At 47.5% G+C, this 16,947-nt stretch carries 14 protein-coding genes and 1 tRNA gene; 8 read left to right on the forward strand and 7 right to left on the reverse strand.

Annotated features, from left to right (window positions below; genetic code table 11):
- Positions 1-25: 25 nt before the first annotated feature.
- Together FHS56_RS00085 and msrA are read right to left on the reverse strand one after the other, a co-directional pair.
- Positions 26-3,259: a methyl-accepting chemotaxis protein gene (locus FHS56_RS00085; RefSeq protein WP_166917857.1), complete on the reverse strand. Its 3,234-nt coding sequence runs from the start codon at positions 3,257-3,259 to the stop codon at positions 26-28.
- A gap of 55 nt (positions 3,260-3,314) precedes the next feature.
- Complete coding sequence (msrA, locus tag FHS56_RS00090; protein WP_166917858.1) at positions 3,315-3,971, reverse strand: peptide-methionine (S)-S-oxide reductase MsrA; 657 nt, start codon at positions 3,969-3,971, stop codon at positions 3,315-3,317.
- 100 nt (positions 3,972-4,071) lie between these two features.
- Between msrA and FHS56_RS00095 the strand changes: the two genes are divergently transcribed.
- Both FHS56_RS00095 and FHS56_RS00100 read left to right on the forward strand, forming a co-directional pair.
- Positions 4,072-4,758 (forward strand): CPBP family intramembrane glutamic endopeptidase, encoded by a 687-nt coding sequence (locus FHS56_RS00095; protein WP_166917859.1) that lies wholly within the window; start codon positions 4,072-4,074, stop codon positions 4,756-4,758.
- Positions 4,759-5,164: 406 nt separating this feature from the next.
- Positions 5,165-6,157, forward strand: coding sequence for an SDR family oxidoreductase (locus FHS56_RS00100; protein ID WP_166917860.1), 993 nt, complete (start codon positions 5,165-5,167; stop codon positions 6,155-6,157).
- Between the two features lie 3 nt (positions 6,158-6,160).
- On the opposite strand, the gene FHS56_RS00105 is transcribed toward FHS56_RS00100, so the two are convergent.
- Positions 6,161-6,802: an O-methyltransferase gene (locus FHS56_RS00105; protein ID WP_166917861.1), complete on the reverse strand. Its 642-nt coding sequence runs from the start codon at positions 6,800-6,802 to the stop codon at positions 6,161-6,163.
- Between the two features lie 82 nt (positions 6,803-6,884).
- Between FHS56_RS00105 and FHS56_RS00110 the strand changes: the two genes are divergently transcribed.
- On the forward strand, positions 6,885-7,058 hold the full coding sequence (locus FHS56_RS00110; RefSeq protein WP_166917862.1) for a hypothetical protein: 174 nt from the start codon (positions 6,885-6,887) through the stop codon (positions 7,056-7,058).
- Here the strand turns inward: FHS56_RS00110 and FHS56_RS00115 are convergent.
- Together FHS56_RS00115 and FHS56_RS00120 are read right to left on the reverse strand one after the other, a co-directional pair.
- Complete coding sequence (locus FHS56_RS00115) at positions 7,036-7,524, reverse strand: thiol-disulfide oxidoreductase DCC family protein (protein WP_166917863.1); 489 nt, start codon at positions 7,522-7,524, stop codon at positions 7,036-7,038. The genes FHS56_RS00110 and FHS56_RS00115 overlap by 23 nt on opposite strands.
- Positions 7,503-10,331: a T9SS type B sorting domain-containing protein gene (locus tag FHS56_RS00120; RefSeq protein ID WP_166917864.1), complete on the reverse strand. Its 2,829-nt coding sequence runs from the start codon at positions 10,329-10,331 to the stop codon at positions 7,503-7,505. The genes FHS56_RS00115 and FHS56_RS00120 overlap by 22 nt, the downstream gene beginning before the upstream one ends.
- A 220-nt stretch (positions 10,332-10,551) precedes the next feature.
- On the opposite strand from FHS56_RS00120, the gene FHS56_RS00125 reads away from it, so the two are divergent.
- The 5 genes from FHS56_RS00125 to FHS56_RS00145 all read left to right on the forward strand — a co-directional run bounded on the left by FHS56_RS00125 (position 10,552) and on the right by FHS56_RS00145 (position 15,459).
- Positions 10,552-11,232 carry a succinate dehydrogenase cytochrome b subunit gene (locus FHS56_RS00125; protein ID WP_166917865.1) on the forward strand — a complete coding sequence of 227 codons (681 nt, stop codon included), beginning with the start codon at positions 10,552-10,554 and terminating at the stop codon, positions 11,230-11,232.
- A 53-nt stretch (positions 11,233-11,285) separates the two neighbouring features.
- The gene (locus FHS56_RS00130; RefSeq protein ID WP_166918822.1) at positions 11,286-13,220 is read left to right on the forward strand and encodes a fumarate reductase/succinate dehydrogenase flavoprotein subunit; all 1,935 of its coding nucleotides are present in this window, start codon (positions 11,286-11,288) and stop codon (positions 13,218-13,220) included.
- Between the two features lie 16 nt (positions 13,221-13,236).
- Entirely contained in the window at positions 13,237-14,016 is a 780-nt protein-coding gene (locus tag FHS56_RS00135) for a succinate dehydrogenase/fumarate reductase iron-sulfur subunit (protein WP_166917866.1), read from the forward strand.
- 207 nt (positions 14,017-14,223) lie between these two features.
- Positions 14,224-15,138: a DnaJ C-terminal domain-containing protein gene (locus FHS56_RS00140; RefSeq protein ID WP_166917867.1), complete on the forward strand. Its 915-nt coding sequence runs from the start codon at positions 14,224-14,226 to the stop codon at positions 15,136-15,138.
- A 6-nt stretch (positions 15,139-15,144) separates the two neighbouring features.
- Entirely contained in the window at positions 15,145-15,459 is a 315-nt protein-coding gene (locus tag FHS56_RS00145) for a chaperone modulator CbpM (RefSeq protein ID WP_166917868.1), read from the forward strand.
- A gap of 66 nt (positions 15,460-15,525) precedes the next feature.
- On the opposite strand, the gene FHS56_RS00150 is transcribed toward FHS56_RS00145, so the two are convergent.
- Positions 15,526-15,609: transfer RNA gene (locus FHS56_RS00150), tRNA-Leu, on the reverse strand.
- A gap of 122 nt (positions 15,610-15,731) precedes the next feature.
- Positions 15,732-16,820 carry an AOC03_06830 family ribosome hibernation factor gene (locus FHS56_RS00155; RefSeq protein WP_166917869.1) on the reverse strand — a complete coding sequence of 363 codons (1,089 nt, stop codon included), beginning with the start codon at positions 16,818-16,820 and terminating at the stop codon, positions 15,732-15,734.
- Positions 16,821-16,947: the final 127 nt, after the last annotated feature.

A 16,947-nucleotide genomic window follows, 5' to 3' on the forward strand; every position in this document is an offset into this window, starting at 1 on the left:
TTTGCTGTGTTTTTAGTTAAAAGGCTTATAGCTGGAATTTCTGAGCGTTTTCTTTTAATTTGGCAGATATGGTTTGCAGGCGGTCGCCTGTTTTGGCTACCTCTTCCATTTGTCGGTTCAATTGCAGGCTGGCATGTGCCACTTCTTGGGTGCCAGCGGCTGTTTCTTCCGATACTACCACTATTTTCTCTATATTGCGCACGACCACATGCAGGTCTTCTTCCTGGCGGCGTGTTGCCTCCACTATGTCGGCGGAAAGGAGGAGGGTTTCACGGCTCGATTCATTGATTTGATTGAAGGCATCGGCGGCTTCTTGGGTGGAGTCGATACCTGCTTTCACATTTTCGCGCATGCTCTCTATGGCTTCGGTAGCGGCAAAGGTGTCTTTTTGTACTTTGCGCACCACTTCCTCAATGTCATTGGCAGATTGCTTTGACTGCTCTGCCAGCTTGCGTATTTCTTCGGCTACCACAGCAAAGCCGCGTCCTGCTTCGCCGGCACGCGCCGCTTCGATGGCGGCATTGAGTGCCAGTAGGTTGGTTTGGAAGGCAATATCGGTGATGACACGTAGTGTCTTGGATATTTCTTCGGAGCGTTGGGTAAGGGTTTCTATGGTCATGGCGGTTTGGTCTGCCGAGCTGCTGATGGCTTCCATATTCTTTACCAAGGTATTGATGACAGCAATCCCTTGTTTGCAGTTCTCTTGCCCTGTTTGGGCTACTTGGTTGATGAGCTCGGCTTTTGCCCGCATCTGATTGGCAGAAGCCAAGATGTTTTCTATCAGCTTGGATACCTCATCGGTGCGGCGTACTTGGTCTTCGGCACCTTCCGACATCTGCGTGATGGCACTGGTAGTGGATTCCAGTTGCTGTTTCATGCGGGTGGCTTTGTCGAGCATGTCTATTGAAGACCCCTCAATGACGAGCGTGTGCATCTGTATGTTTTTGATAAGGTCATAGGTGTTTTGAATAGCCGCATTTAAAGACTTTGCCATTTCTGCTAATACCCCTTTGGCTTCGCCTTGATATTGCACATTCAGTTTGCCTTCGGCTACTTGTTTAAGTACCTCTTTGATTTCCACCACCGGGTGGCTGATACTATCGAGCAGGTAGTTGATGTTGTTTGCCAGCTCAAGCCATACGCCTTGAAGTTTTTCGGTTTGGAGGCGCTCGTCGAGCTTTCCTTCGTGCCCGGCAAGATGCATCACGCGTCCTACTTCTGCTAATATGTTGGCGAGGGTGCGCTGTAGGTTCAGATTGGCTTGTGCCATCTTTTGCAGCTCCTCGTCTAATTCATAGACATTCAATTCAAAATTAACATTTAAATTGCCTTGGCTGATGGCAGTAAGAAAATTTTGCGTAGCAAGCAAGGCTTGTTGGAATTCAGTGATGTTTTTTCCTATCTTGATGACTTTGGATACCTCGCCTTTTTCGTCATACATAGGGGCATAGGAGGCGTCTATCCAAAGGATTTGACCATTTTTTGCTTGCCGCTTCAGCTTTTTAGATACAGCCTTTCCTGTTTTTATCTGCTCCCATAACTGGCTGAAGCTCTCTCTTTCCTCCTGTGGAATCAGGTCAAAGTAAGAGGTGTGGCGCAGTTCATCGAGGCTGTAGCCCGTAATGCGCAAAAACAAGGGGTTGGCTTCTATTACCCTTCCATTGAGGTCAAGGATGACAAAGATGTTGCTTTGATTGATAGCATTGAGTTGCGACTGCATTTCAGACTGCGAACGTTCCAGCTTTTTGTACAATTCTGCTTCTTTTTCGCGCACGGCAGTAAGTTCTTCTATGTTTTGGCGCAGCTCTTCTTCTTGCGCCTGCAGCAGTTCTGCTTTCTCTTGGCTTTCTTGCAAGAGGCGCTTGATTTCGGCTTCTTGACGGAAGCGCTCGGTCACGTCGCGCGAAAAAACTGAAACCCCAATGATTTCTTTCTCTTGATAGATGGGATTGATGTGGTATTCACGGTAATGTTTGTCTTCTTCTACGATGCTTTCCATGACGAACATCAGGCGTTCGCCTTGCAGTGCACGGTCATAATATCCTTTCCATTCCTCTTTGTGTTCACCCAAGAAGTCAAGTACACAAGTGCCTTCTTTCATTTGTTCATAAGGAGTGCCTTGGTAACGTTTCTTGATGGCGTTGTTCATCAAAATGACGCGATAGTCTTTGTCTACCAGGGTAATGGAGTCCTCGGTGCTGTTAAAGAGTGCTTCGAAGTGAGCCCGTTGCCGTGCCAACTCTTTTTCTTGTTCTTTGGCTTTGGCAAGGGCTTTTTTCAATACTTCTTCTTGTTGTTTAAGCAGTTCGTTTTGTTTTTCCAGCTCCAGCTGCTTGCTTGCCAGTACTTCCTGTGTTGTTTTTAGTTCTTCTATGTTTTGCTGCAGTTGTTCTTCACGTTGTTGCAGCTCTTTGTTTTTTTCGCGCAGAGTGCTGTTCATGCGCTCCCGCACGGTAACATCCTGAAATATTCCCCGCAGTTGAATGACTTCGCCTTGTTTGGTCTGTGAGGGAGACAGGGTAGAACCCAGATATATGGTATCGCCGCTTTGGCGGATGGCTTTGAAAGTGAGGGTGCTGGTTTTCTTTTTGGACTTTTGGGCTATGGCATCTTCTATATGCTCACGGAAAGCAGTATGATAGTCGGGGTGAACGAACTTATCCAACCATTGTTGCAGTGAGAAGCGGTAACCTTGTTGTTCACGTGCATCGGTGCGTAGCATGTCGAATACGCCATCGCTCAGGTGTATTTCTTGTTTTTCGGTGTAGAAGAACCATGTAGCCATTTTGGCTACCTTGAAGGCGGCACGCATGTCTTCCCGTAATTTCAGCAGGCTCTCTTCGAGCTGCTTACGCTCTTGTGCGTCTCGGATATGAAATATATAACACGCTTGGCTTTCAAGATAGCTCCCCCGCAGAATTACGCTGTGCAGCTGTCCGTTGAGCTGTAGCTCATATTCCATACCGCTATGCAGTGGCGCTCGGAATTTCTCAAAGAAATCGGCAATGGAGGTGAAGTTCCCTCCCAAAAGCTGTAAGAACAGAGCAGCATCAATCTCTTTTTTGCCTAAAAGGCTTTCAATAGTGGGGTTTTTGAAAATTACATTGCCTTCTTTGTTGAAAGCAAGGATGCCTTCGAGCGACTGCTCTGCCATAAATTGCCAAAGGGTACAGTTTGTTTGTTCTTTGTTAGAAGGAGTGCTGTTATTACTTTTCGAAGGAATCAAGCGGTCGCGTTTAATCTCTTTTCCTGATGCCATAGCCAAATAATCGTTTTAACTGTTTTTAGTTGGTTTTCAGATGGGTGAAGCCGTGCTAATACTTTATTTTTTCGGAAAATAGCTTTTTGATTTTTTCCACCTTCGGTTTTACTACAAAGGTACAATAGGGCTGTGTTGGATTGTTGTTGTAATAGTTTTGGTGATAGTCTTCTGCCGGATAGAAGGTAGTAAAGGGTTTGAGCTCTGTTACTATTGGGCTGTTGAATATTTTACTTTCTTCCAACTTCTGTATGAAGTGTGCAGCTATTGATTTTTGTTGCTCGTTATGATAAAGGATGATGGAGCGGTATTGAGTGCCCACGTCGGCGCCCTGCCGGTTGAGCGTGGTGGGGTCATGAGCGGTAAAGAAAACTTCCAGCAGTTCTTGATAGGTGATTTGTTGCGGGTCGTAATATATTTGGCACACTTCGGCATGCCCGGTAGTGCCACTGCACACTTCTTTGTAGGTGGGGTTCTCTTTGTGTCCGCCGGCATAACCCGACACTACTTTTTCTACACCTTTTAATCGTTGAAAGACGGCTTCTATGCACCAGAAGCAGCCGCCACCAAAAGTGGCGATTTCCAAATTCTTTGTTTGTTGAGTTTGACTCATAGACAAGGAAGTGTTGTTTTGTTGTGTGGAGGCTTGTTGACAGGCAAGCCCTGTAATCAAAAATAAAAAATAAACGGGAATGCTTTTGAAAAGTGTCATAGGTTTAAGGTTTTTTATTGAAACAGTGCCTTGCAGGCAAAAGTTTGTCAGCACTGTTTCACCTTTGTAACTTTGGCAGCTGTTTAAAAAATGAATACCTATGCCTGTTTTTGATTATGCTGTAGCTGCTTTAACATTGGGTTTTATTGCTTACTTTTTTCTTAGCTTTTCGCCTTCGGTCATTGAGCGTTGGCAGGCAAAAGGTGAAAGAGCGCACGCTTACTATCTGGTATTGTATCAGCGCTATGTGGGTGTGTTGTGCTTGGGGCTGCTTCCGGCAGTAGGGCTTTTGCTGTTGAACCATGCGCCTTGGACCTACGGTTTTCGGTCTAGTATTACGCTTTATGACCTGCAATGGATAGGAGGACTAACCTTGCTTATCTTGCCTGTCAACTATTTCAATGCGCGCAAGCCCGACAACTTAGCCATGTATCCTCAAATAAGGCTAAAGGAATGGACCACGTCCGTGGTGCTGCACAACATACTCAGCTGGGCAGCTTATCTGTTGGCATATGAATGGCTATTCCGGGGGCTTTTCTTAATGAGTGCCGCGGCGATACTTCCGGCTTCTACAGCCGTTCTGCTTACTACTGCTTTGTATGCTATTGCCCATATTCCCAAAGGCATCAAAGAGACAATAGGGGCTATTCCTCTTGGTTTGCTTTTGGGCTATCTCACCCTTCGCACACAAAACCTTTGGATAGCATGGGGAGTGCATGTGGTGTTGGCATTGAGTAATTCTTTTCTTTCTTTGTATTATCACCCCGATATGCGCTTGAAACGATAAAATCATCGGGCAGAGGTGGGAGCATGCTGCTTGAGTTGCTGCTTTGTTTGGCTTTTTGTATTATGCATAAAAAACAAATGTATGATGAACATCTGCGTTTTGTAGCAGCTTTTCGGGATGGCTGTCTGCTCAAAGAAACTTGAGTCAAAAATGAGGCAGAAGGTGTGCACAAGTGTCTGCACGACCTTAAGTGGGCTTTGCAGCTTATTCCTTTCTGATTATCTATGCAGCAGGGTTGGAGCTTTACTTGTTGTTATGGCGGTCGTCTCCTGTACAGCGATTCTGTCTTTCAAGACTGTGTGGTTTTTTGACGAACCACGTGCATAACTGACAAAGGACAAAAAAACAATCAACGCTCGGTGGACATCTCCAACAGATAGTATAAGTACATTGATTTTCGTTTCTTATGGCTAAGAAAAAAATCTTGATAACCGGCGCTACCGGTTTTATTGGCGAACGTCTGACTCAGCGTCTTTTGCAAGAGGGCAATGAAGTGCGTGCCTTGTGTCGAAGCCCCAAAAAAGCTCGGACACTGCTACCACAGGAAACTTGTATCATAGAAGGAGATTTGGACAAGGCGGAGGCGCTTGAGAAGGCTATGGAGGGGTGCGAAGAGGTGTATCATCTGGCTGCTTATGCCAAAGTGTGGGACAAAGACCCGCAGGCATTCTACAGGGTAAATGTGGAAGGTGCCGAGCGGGTAGCCAGAGCAGCCCTTACCTGTGGAGTACGGAGAGTGGTCTTTACCTCTACAGCTGGTGTGTTGGGTCCTTCACCCGACGGAAAAGCCGTAGATGAATCACAAACCCCTGTGGTCCTTTCTACCGAGTATGAACGAACCAAAGCAGAAGCCGAACGAGTGATGCAGCGTTATGTGGAGCAAGGATTGGATGTGGTGATAGTCAATCCGACCCGTGTATTTGGTCCCGGACAACTCAACGAAAGCAATGCCGTTACTAAACTCATAGCTCTTTACCGCAAAGGCAAATTCCGCTTTTATCCGGGCTCTGGGCATCAGTCTGGCAATTATGTGTATGTAGAAGACGTGGTACGAGGGCATTTGCTTGCTATGGAAAAAGGACGTAAGGGGGAGCGCTACATTTTAGGAGGGCACAATGTGTCTTATCGTGAGTTATTCGACAAAGTAGCCGAAGTGTTGGGCAAGCGTTATGCTATGATTCCGCTTCCTTTGCCTTTGATGATGACGGTTGCCCGTTTTGAGCAATGGAAAGCCGACACCTGGGGGCGCCCTCCTTTGATTACCCCACCTTTCGTGCGGAAATACCACTACGACTGGCGGGTGAGCATAGAAAAAGCACAAAAGGAGCTGGGCTATGAAATAACACCCTTAGAGACAGCCATTGCCGAAACACTGCGCTGGCTGGAAGCAGCAGTGTAAGCCTTATTTTTTTCGTATCAGGTAAATGCCATCACGAATAGGGAGCAATACCTTCTCGACCCGTTCATCTTGCTTCACGTAGTCGTTGAATTCCATGATGCTGCGGGTGGCATGGTCGTTGCTGCGTAGAGGTTCCACCACTTTGCCACTCCAAAGCACGTTGTCCACAAGCAGAAAACCACCCTTGCGCATTTTGGGCAACAGAGCGTCATAATAAAGACGGTAGCTTTTTTTGTCGGCATCGATAAATGCCAAGTCGATGCCCTCAGGGAGGGTAGGGATAATGTCCCTTGCATTGCCGGTGAGCATCTGGATACGCTCCTGCATGCCTGCCTTCCGGAAAAAAGACTCTGCAAAAGACTTGAGCTCTTCGTTGATGTCTATGGTGATGACTTTGCCCCCCTCTGCCAAGCCTTCGGCAAGGCATAGCGCCGAGTAGCCGGTGTAAGTACCTATTTCAATCACCAGTTGGGGCTTTATCATGTGAGAAATCATGCTCAACAAACGCCCCTGCAAGTGCCCTGACAGCATGCGCGGTTGAAGGACTTTCAAGTGTGTTTGCCGGTTTAGTTCGTAGAGTGCCTGCGGTTCGGCAGAGCTGTGTTTTTCGGCGTATTGTTGAATCTCCTTAGGTATGAATTCCATGAACTTGCGATGTTTTTGTTTTTCCTGAAAATGTGGAAGGATTTTTGTGGCATCAAAACAGTATTCAAAATACCTTGAAATCATGATTTACGTAGCAACCAAAAAAGAAAACACTACCTTTGTGGCTTTCATTTCTAAAAACAAAAAGCGTTTGCAAGAGAAAGGCTTGAAATACCCCCGTAAGTTCCATACGGAACAGCAAGCCATTATGTGGATAAACGAGAATTTCTTGGTTAACGAGAAGCGCTATATTTAAAACGCTTCAGGTCATCGGGGTGCAACAAGAAGCGCTCCCGCACGTCGGCGGAGGGCAGCATGCAACTTTCTTTTTTACCAAACCAGCGATAGCGGTTCTTCGCTATGATTTTATAGACAGCATCGCGCAAGAAGGCAGGAATCATGCGCAGGAGACGCAGCCCTTTCCACCAGCCGCCCAAGCCTTCGCCTATACGCAAAGCAGCCGTCGAGTGAGAATATGCCCGGTCATTGCTGAGCAATATCAGGCTGTCGAGGTAGTCTTCTGGCAGTTGGTAGGCAGCCAATAGCGTTTTGCCCAAAGGCTCCTGCAATGGTACAAAGAGATAGCGCCTTTGCTTGTCGTGGCGAATGATAAAATTGACGCTGCCATTGCAGAAGTTGCATACTCCGTCGAAGAGTACCAAGCGCTTGTTTGCCTGCCATAGGGGGGCAAGCTGTTGCTTTATCGTAACAGGTGTATCCATCCTTGAAATAATTGTTCCGAGTTTTTGGGGTCCACACGCAAAAAGCGCACCTTAGCAATGTAGTAATACACGCCCGAAGGCAGTTCACTGCCGCCACTACTGTTGCCGTCCGGGTTGTAGCGTCCGTTCCAGTTGATAGCCGGGTCAGAAGCCGAATAAAAGACGCGTTTGCCCCAGCGGTTAACCACCTCAAACTCTATGCTTTCGACAAACAGCAAGGGCTCCAGTGGGGTGAACACGTCATTGAAGCCATCGCCATTGGGCGTGAATACGTTGGGAAGTTTAAACTGAATACAGTTGTCCACGCATACTTCATTGCTGAATGCACTTTCATTGCCCGACTGGTCCACTGCTGTGATTACGTAGCAGCCTGCCAGTGAATTCAAGCCTCCATGTGTGAAGCTAAACTGCGTGCCGCTTACTTCGGCTATAGGACTGCCGTAGCTGGCTTCTGTGTTGGGTTTGTAGTAGATACGGAAGACAGCTATGTTCGAGGCTTCATATTCACAGCCATTGATGGTTTCGCCACAGCTGCCGCTACCGCTTCCATTTCCATTGTTAAAGCTCCATTGCAGTTGATTGCTGAAAGGTGGACCCGCCGTGAAATCGAAGGTTGCGCAGTCTATAGCTTGAACACTCAAAACGGGCGGGCACGGAGGCACTTGGTCATCGGGCTGAGCGCTGTTTATTTGAGAACGGTTAACCAAAGGCACACTCAACGAAGGGTACTCGTTTGTAATGTCGTCGTTGTAATAAGAACCACGCGTAAGTATGTAATAAAAGTAAGTGGTATTGTCTTGACCAGCGCCGGTGTCTGTGTAAAAGCCGTATTCTGTAACCGTTGGCATGAACTGTGCCAACAGATTAAAACTGCCAGCAGAATTTAAACTCTGGAAGATGTCATGGTTTTGTAAGGCGTTGCTCCAGGGTGTATTGTAGTCCCAACGCAGGTCGATGCAGTTGCTTTTGGGGGTTAAACTGAGCCGCACGGTAGAGGCTACGTCCGAAGAATCGACGAAAACAGCGCTGTTGGCATCGGTGGCGTTGCTAAAGAAAGCGATGCGGTAGTGATAGCTTTTATCCAAGGTATTCAGACCGTTGTCTATGAAACTGATGATGGAACGGTCTGCTGGGTTTACATTGTACAGGCTAAAGACCGGTGTGTTTGCATTGCCATCCAAGCCTTCGCCCCGGTACACCACATAACCAAAGGGCGAGGGTGGGGTGCCGTTGGGAAACTGAAACGGCTGTATGAAGTTGACTTCTATGCTGCCATTGTTTGCATCGGTATTGGTAATATCTACCTTGGTGAACAAAGGCACGTCGATAGCCAAAGCCACACATACCTCATCAGAGGCATAACTTTCGCCCCCTGCGGGTGGTGGAAACACAGCAGATATGCGATAGCTGTAGCGACGTCCTACCTTCACGCGCTTATCGGTATAAGAAGTGGCGGTAGGGGGCAGCTCGGCAATGGCTACATAACCCTGCCCGTCGGGGGCGCCGGTATCACAATTCATGGGGTTGCCCGAAGAGCATCCGTCCTTGCGCCATACAATCAATTTTTGTGCTTTAGCTGCACATACATAGGGGTCCCATGTAAGTGTAATCTCATCGTTGGCATTGTCTACATTGGCTTGCAGGTTGACCGGCTTGGGACCTACCACTTTGATGTTCCATACTTTGATATCCACAAGTGGTTCGCCCAAGCTGGGGGGAGGATTGTCTTGAGCTTTGAATACTATTTGATAGGGTTGTGCGCGGATATGCTCGCAGGAGGGCGCCCACTGAAAGGTGGTGCCGTCAAAAGAGGCTCTTGGGGCAGGAAAACTGCTGTCGAATACTTGTCCTGTGGCTGTGATTTGCACGCTGTGTCCATCGGGGTCAGTAGCGGTGATGACTTCGTTGAGGCTTTCTTGAGTAGCTGCCACGCACGCGTCGCCGGGGACTTGCAAAAGCGGGCGACGGTTTGTGGTTTGGGTTACTACTATCTGCATGTCGCGCACCACATAGCCCAGAAATACATAACTCACCTGCCCTTGAGCGTTTACCACCTTACGCCACTCTTCCACTTTAATGGCGATGTTTACACAAGAGCCGTTGGCAAGACCGCCGGGTGCATCCCATGTGACGGTGCCAGTCACGGGGTCGATGCCATAGAACGGCGTGCCGCCCGATTCGGAGATGGCACTCAGGTAGTTATTTAAAGGTCTGTAATTAGACACTTCCGTGTCAAAATTTCTTTTGGGTGTTACTAGCTTGAATGAAAGGCTATCGCCATCAGGGTCATAGGCAGCCGGGTTGTGCAAGAACTTTTGCCCCAAGGCGGCTTGGTCTACCGGAGGTGCCAAGAGGATGGGGCTGTTGTTGACCCCTACAAAAGGCTGAATGACCAGTTGCGACTCTACGAACAAATCCGTTTCCAGTGCGTTACTCATGTTTACTGTACAACCGTTTCGGAACTGCTCGCGATAGCCTAAGCGATAGGTACCTGCTCCGGGAAAGGTATAGGTAAACACATAACGCACCCGTGTGATGAGTGGCGCTACTGGCACTTCGTCCAGAAGTGGAGCCGTCAGCGACACGCCGCCGGGTTGAATCACCAAAGTGGCTTGGGGGTCGGCAGGAACGCCGCGTGTGTCTCTATACACTATTAGGGTGATGCGATAGGTGAGCGAGTTAGGGCTCAGCTGTGAGGCAGTAATTTGTCCAGCGCGCAGGTGGGTGGCATGTGCCACGCTGTAGCTGCTCAAAAAAATGAACCCAAAGATGAGAAAACGAAAGATGTTTGTATTGAGCTGTTTCATAGTTGGTATTTAATGCAAGCCTTATGCAAAGGACGTTGAAATCAAAACAAATTTACAATATCTTGTCATATTCGGAAACGAAAAAAGTTCTTGTTTAGATACATTCAAAATAAAACTGTGCTTTTGCTTTCTATCATACAGTGGTGTAAATTTGGAGCGTACAATTAAAACAACTTTCTTAAACGGTTCATTTATACTTTACAAAAAGCTAAAAAAAACTATGAGTTGGATAGCTGAAACACTCACGAGCTCGGTAGGGCGCAAGTTGATTATGGCGCTTACCGGCTTTTTTTTGATTCTCTTCATCATTGTGCATCTGTCGGGTAACCTACAGCTGCTCTTGAATGATGGCGGAGAACAGTTCAACAAGTATGCGCACTTCATGGGGCACAACCCCCTGATTCAAACAATCTCTATTTTAAACTTCACTTTCATTCTTCTGCACGTGATTACTTCCATCATCCTGACGCGTCGCAACAGCGAAGCGCGCCCGGTGAAGTATTATGTGTCGCGCATGCAAAACAGCAGCACTTGGGCATCACGCAACATGGGCTTGCTGGGCTCTATTATTTTCATCTTCTTGGTAGTGCACTTAGCCAATTTCTGGTTTAAAATGAAATTTGGTGCTGTGCCTATGGTAGAGTACGACGGAGCTCAGTACAAGAACTTGTTTTTGGTGGTGAAAGAAGCTTTCCAGCAAGAATGGATAGTTGCCCTTTACGTGCTTTCGATGGTTGCGTTGGGATATCACCTCTCTCATGGTTTCATGAGTGCCTTTCGCACTTTCGGGTTGCATCACCGTAAGTATAACGGTTTTATTAAAGGACTGGGCATTGCTTTCTCTATTGCCGTAGCCATTGGCTATGCCATCATTCCTGTTATCATCTATTTCAGATATTAACCCATAAAGATTAAAACAAGCAGACTATGAGCACTGTAGCAATCGACATTGATATAAAATTGGACGCCAAAATCCCCGAAGGACCCTTAGCCGAAAAGTGGGAAAGACACAAGTTTAATATTAAACTGGTAAATCCTGCCAATAAACGTAAGTACGATATCATTGTAGTGGGTACCGGGCTTGCGGGTGCTTCGGCTGCGGCTACTTTGGCAGAGTTAGGGTACAATGTAAAAGCATTCTGTTTTCAAGATAGTCCGCGCCGTGCTCACAGCATTGCAGCTCAAGGGGGTATCAATGCTGCCAAGAACTACCAAGGCGATGGCGACAGTATCTTCCGTTTGTTCTATGATACCATCAAAGGGGGAGACTACCGTTCCCGTGAAGCCAACGTGTATCGCTTGGCGCAGCTGAGTGTCAACATCATCGACCAAGCCGTAGCGCAAGGAGTGCCCTTCGCTCGTGAATATGGCGGTTTGCTTGCCAACCGCTCATTTGGTGGGGCTCAGGTGTCTCGTACTTTCTACGCCAAAGGACAAACCGGGCAGCAGCTGTTGTTGGGTGCCTACTCAGCCTTGATGCGTCAAGTCGCTGCCGGCAAAGTGCAGATGTTCCCTCGCACTGAGCTGCTGGATGTGGTTGTGATTGACGGCAAAGCCCGTGGCATCGTTACCCGTAACCTGATTACCGGCAAGATAGAGTCTCACTCGGCACATGCCGTAGTGTTGGCTACCGGTGGATACGGCAACGTATTTTACCTGTCAACCAATGCCATGGGGTCCAATGGCTCGGCAGCATGGCGTGCTTACAAGAAAGGCGCTTGTTTTGCAAACCCTTGCTTCACTCAAATTCACCCCACTTGTATTCCTGTTTCGGGGCACTACCAGTCGAAACTGACCCTCATGTCGGAGTCGTTGCGCAACGATGGACGTGTGTGGGTACCCAAGACGGTAGAAGATGCTGAAAAAATTCGTCGTGGAGAGCTGCATCCCAACGACCTGCCCGAAGACCGTCGCGATTACTATCTCGAACGCAAGTACCCCTCTTTTGGTAACTTGGTACCTCGCGACGTGGCTTCACGCAACGCCAAATATGTGTGCGATGAAGGTCGTGGTGTAGGTTCTACTGGTTTGGCGGTATTTCTGGATTTCCGTGATGCCATCAAGCGCGACGGCAGAGCTGTGATTGAAGCCAAATATGGCAACCTGTTCGATATGTACATGCGCATCACCGGGGAAAACCCCTACGAGGTGCCCATGAAAATATATCCTGCTGTGCACTATACGATGGGTGGCTTGTGGGTAGATTACAACTTGATGACCACCATTCCCGGTTTGTATGCCATTGGTGAGTGCAACTTCTCTGACCATGGTGCCAACCGTTTGGGTGCCAGTGCCTTGATGCAAGGTTTGGCAGATGGTTACTTCATCCTGCCCTATACTATTGGCGATTACTTGGCAGGCATGCCCTATGAAAAAGTGCCGACTACTCACCCCGCTTTCAAAGATGCCGAGCGTGAGGTGGAAAACCGCATTAAAAAGCTGCTGAGCAGCAACGGTAAGCGCACAGTGGACGAGTTCCATAGAGAGCTGGGCAAAATCATGTGGGATTACTGCGGCATGTCGCGTAATGCCGAAGGATTGATGAAAGCTCGTGAAATGGTAGTGAAGCTGCGCGAAGAGTTTTGGTCTGACTTGAAAATGACAGGAGTGAACGAAGAGTTCAACCAAACCTTGGAAAAAGCATTGCGCGTGGCTGACTTCTTCGAGTTGGCAGAGCTTATGATTGTCGATGCCTTGCATCGCAACGAGTCTTGCGGTGGTCATTTCCGTGAAGAATATCAAACACCCGATGGCGAAGCCTTGCGTAATGACGAAGAATATGCCTACGTGGCAGCATGGCAGTACACTGGCGACGGCAACGAGCCCGTCTTACATAAAGAACCTTTAGTGTTCGAAAACGTGAAGCTAACCCAAAGAAGTTACAAATAACAAACCCCCAAGAGCTATGAAATTGACTCTCAAAATATGGCGTCAAAAAAATGCAAACGATAAAGGGCGTTTCGTTACCTACCAGGTAGACGACGTGTCGCCCGACATGTCTTTCCTTGAAATGCTGGATGTGCTCAATGAAAGCCTCATCCACAAAGGGGAAGACCCCGTGGCTTTTGACCACGACTGTCGCGAGGGTATCTGTGGTATGTGTAGCCTTTACATCAACGGCAAACCCCACGGACCTGAGCAAACCACCACTTGCCAGTTACACATGCGCAGCTTCAAAGATGGCGATACCATTGTGATTGAGCCTTGGCGTGCCAAGCCCTTCCCGGTAGTAAAAGATTTGGTGGTGGACCGCAGTGCTTTTGACCGCATCATTCAAGCCGGCGGCTATATTTCTGTGAATACGGGCTCAGCACAAGATGCCAATAATATTCCAATCCCCAAAGACAAAGCCAGCGAGGCTTTCGATGCAGCTACTTGCATTGGCTGTGGCGCTTGTGTGGCAGCTTGCAAGAACGCATCGGCTATGCTGTTTGTGGCTGCCAAAGTATCTCACTTGGCATTACTGCCCCAAGGCGACCCCGAACGTGCCATCCGGGTATCGAAAATGATAGCCCAAATGGATGCCGAAGGCTTTGGGGCTTGCACCAACACCGGTGCTTGTGAGGCGGAGTGCCCCAAAGGTATTTCGGTGAAAAACATCGCCCGCCTCAATCGCGAATATTTGCGTGCGAAGTTTATCGAAGAGGTAGATAAGCCTCTCGAAGAGTTGGCAGAAGAAAACTAAGAGCAGCAGTTTTACAAAGCGGCGGCTTGTCTTCGGGCAAGCCGCTTTTTCTTTTTACTCTGTATTTTCAAAGACAAAATGGCAGCTTTTATGCCTTTTTGCACATGGGTATAATCTTTGAAGTGGTTCGTAGAAAAAGGCAGGCTTATGGGCAACCACTAAGCCCTGTCTTTTGGTTCTCTATAAAATAGAAAAGGAGGATAGCCTATGGAATTTATCGACTATTATCAAGTGCTAGGAGTGGACAGAAACGCCTCAACCGATGATATAAAAAAGGCTTATCGCAAGCTGGCGCGCAAGTATCACCCAGATGTAAACCCGGACAACCCAGAAGCCGAAGCTAAATTCAAGCAAATCAATGAGGCGTATGAAGTCTTGAGTGACCCTGAAAAGCGTAAAAAATATGACCAATTTGGGGCACAGTGGAAACACGCCGACCAGTTTAATCAACAATATGGAGGGCAAGGCGGCGGATATTATACTTATACCAACTTCGGGGATGCCGATTTTGGGGAATATTCCGATTTCTCGGACTTCTTCAAAACCATCTTTGGAGACATGTTTGCTGGCGGGGGGGCGCGCCGGCGTACGCGCATGTCCATGAAAGGCGAAGATGTGCGCGTGACGCTTACCCTTCCCCTGGTTGAGACACTTAGCACCCACAAGCGTGTCATAGAATTCAATGGAAAAAAACTGCGCATTACTGTGCCCGCAGGTATTAAAGATGGACAAAGCATTCGTATTAAAGAGCAAGGGGGCGCAGGTGTGAACGGCGGACCCAACGGCGACTTGTACATTACCTTCCACATCACGCCCGACCCGCGTTTTCGTGTAGAGGGCGAAGATTTGTACATGACCCATGAAGTCGATTTATACACTTTAATATTAGGTGGCGAAACAGAAATAGACACCCTGTACGGGCGGGTGAAGGCTAAAATAAAACCAGAAACCCAGAACAATACCAAAATCAGATTGAAAGGGAAGGGGCTGCCCAAATACAAGCATGAAGAACAAAAAGGCGACTTGTATGTAACGCTTCAAGCCCGCTTGCCACAGGGGCTAAGCAAAGAAGAAAAAGACTTATTCAGCCAATTGGCTGAGTTAAGAAAACAAAAAGCATAAAGAACTATGGCAAGAATACACATTCAACGCATCATAGAATATTATGAAGTACCGGCTTCTTTATGGCAGGAGCTGGTGGACTTTGGCTTGATACCTCTGATACATACAGAAGAAGGGGATTTTGTGGAAGATGATATGTTGGCGCATGTAGAGCGTGTACTACGCTTGGCGCTTGATTTCGGAGTGAATAAAGAAGGCATAGAAATTATTTGCCATATGCGTGAAGAATTGAGTCGTGTGCGGCGTGAACTGCTTAGTTTAAGGCAGCGTGCCTACCTACCTCGCGATAACAACGGACAACTGCTGTTTGAAGCGAACTGAGTCGTAGGCTATAAAGCAAGAAAGAGGGCGCTCGTTTAAACGAGCGCCCTCTTTCTTGCTTAGCTGTGCTCGCGGGGGGATTCGAACCCCCACGCCCCAACGGGCACCACCCCCTCAAGATGGCGTGTCTACCAATTCCACCACACGAGCTTGCCTTGGTAGCATTTAGCGATGGCAAAGGTATAACGATTTTGCCAATCGTGCAAGTAGTAAGCGCATTTTTTTAAACAGAAAGGGCGCCAGTTCGGCACCCTTTGATGAACTTTGATTTTTTAATATCTGAGTATCATGGCTATGCGGTCATACTTTTCGAGTGTGCCATCTGGCACAAACACTACCTGACCACCAAATTGCAATACGGTTTCCACGATATCATCTACTAAGTCGTCGATAACCCCTGGTGCTTTAGGGTCGACATCGAAGAACAAACGGTTATCTTCTATCTTGGCAGCTTGTTGATAACCTTCTTCTACAAAGAGCAGGCGTCCGCGCCCTTCTTGGGCAGTACGATACACTTCATTGATGCCGGAAGCAGCTAACTTTTCTTTAAATGCCTTCTCCAGTTCTCCGAGCATCTCTTTGCGGCGTTCTGCCAAAAATTGCTCTACGGTGGCTTGTGCTTTTTCTGCTAACTCATGGGCTTGGGCAGCATCGTAGCTGCCCTCTACGCTGCCAATAATGAGCTGCGGATGGTCGGCAACTTCTTTATAGTAGCCTATGTTTTTGGTATCACCAAAAAGTATCAAATGTCCACTTTTGTTGTTTTTATAGATTTCCCAAAATAGCTTGTCTGCGCGGTTGAAGAACTCTTTGAGTTTGTTTTCTACTTCATGTGCATTGCCATTGTCAATGATTTTTTTCTCACTGAAAGTGGGTTCCAACGGGAAGCCGCCTTCGCTTACCTCTTCTATTTGCTTGCCAATACCAGCGAATAGACGCACCTTCGATTTGCTGAGAACCATCGCATAGTAGTAGTCTGTTTTATGTAGTGCGCGTAAAATGTCGCGTATTTCAAAAGAACCATCTATTACGGTGCGTGCTTCGGGGCTTACGGGTAGCCGCAAATATTCGCTTACTGAAGGACTGACAAACAATGCCAATCCTTCGGTGTTGTATTGGTGGTCGATTTGAGTAGCCAAAGTCTCCAGTTTGCTGTATATTTCTTCTGCTGCTTTTTTATCTGCCTCTTGTAAAAGGCGAACTTTTGCCTCTTTCATAAGGTCTTTGAGCAAAACGGGGTCTTTGGCATTCTCGGGATGGGTGCGGTGTGTAGGCAAGGTGATGGTAACACACGGAAACTCTCTCACTTGTATGAGTTCCTTCAACACCTTGTTGAGTTGTTTGTTGCTTACAGTGGTCATAGTCATTCCTCCTTTTTGATGGGTGTTAGTTGAACATGTCGATTTCTTCTTGATGTGCTTAAAAAAGGTATCAAAAAAGATGCACTCTCTGTAGCAAGCGCTATATTGTCAACGTAGTAAAAGTTTT

This window comes from Thermonema lapsum (assembly GCF_011761635.1).
Lineage (GTDB): Bacteria > Bacteroidota > Bacteroidia > Cytophagales > Thermonemataceae > Thermonema > Thermonema lapsum.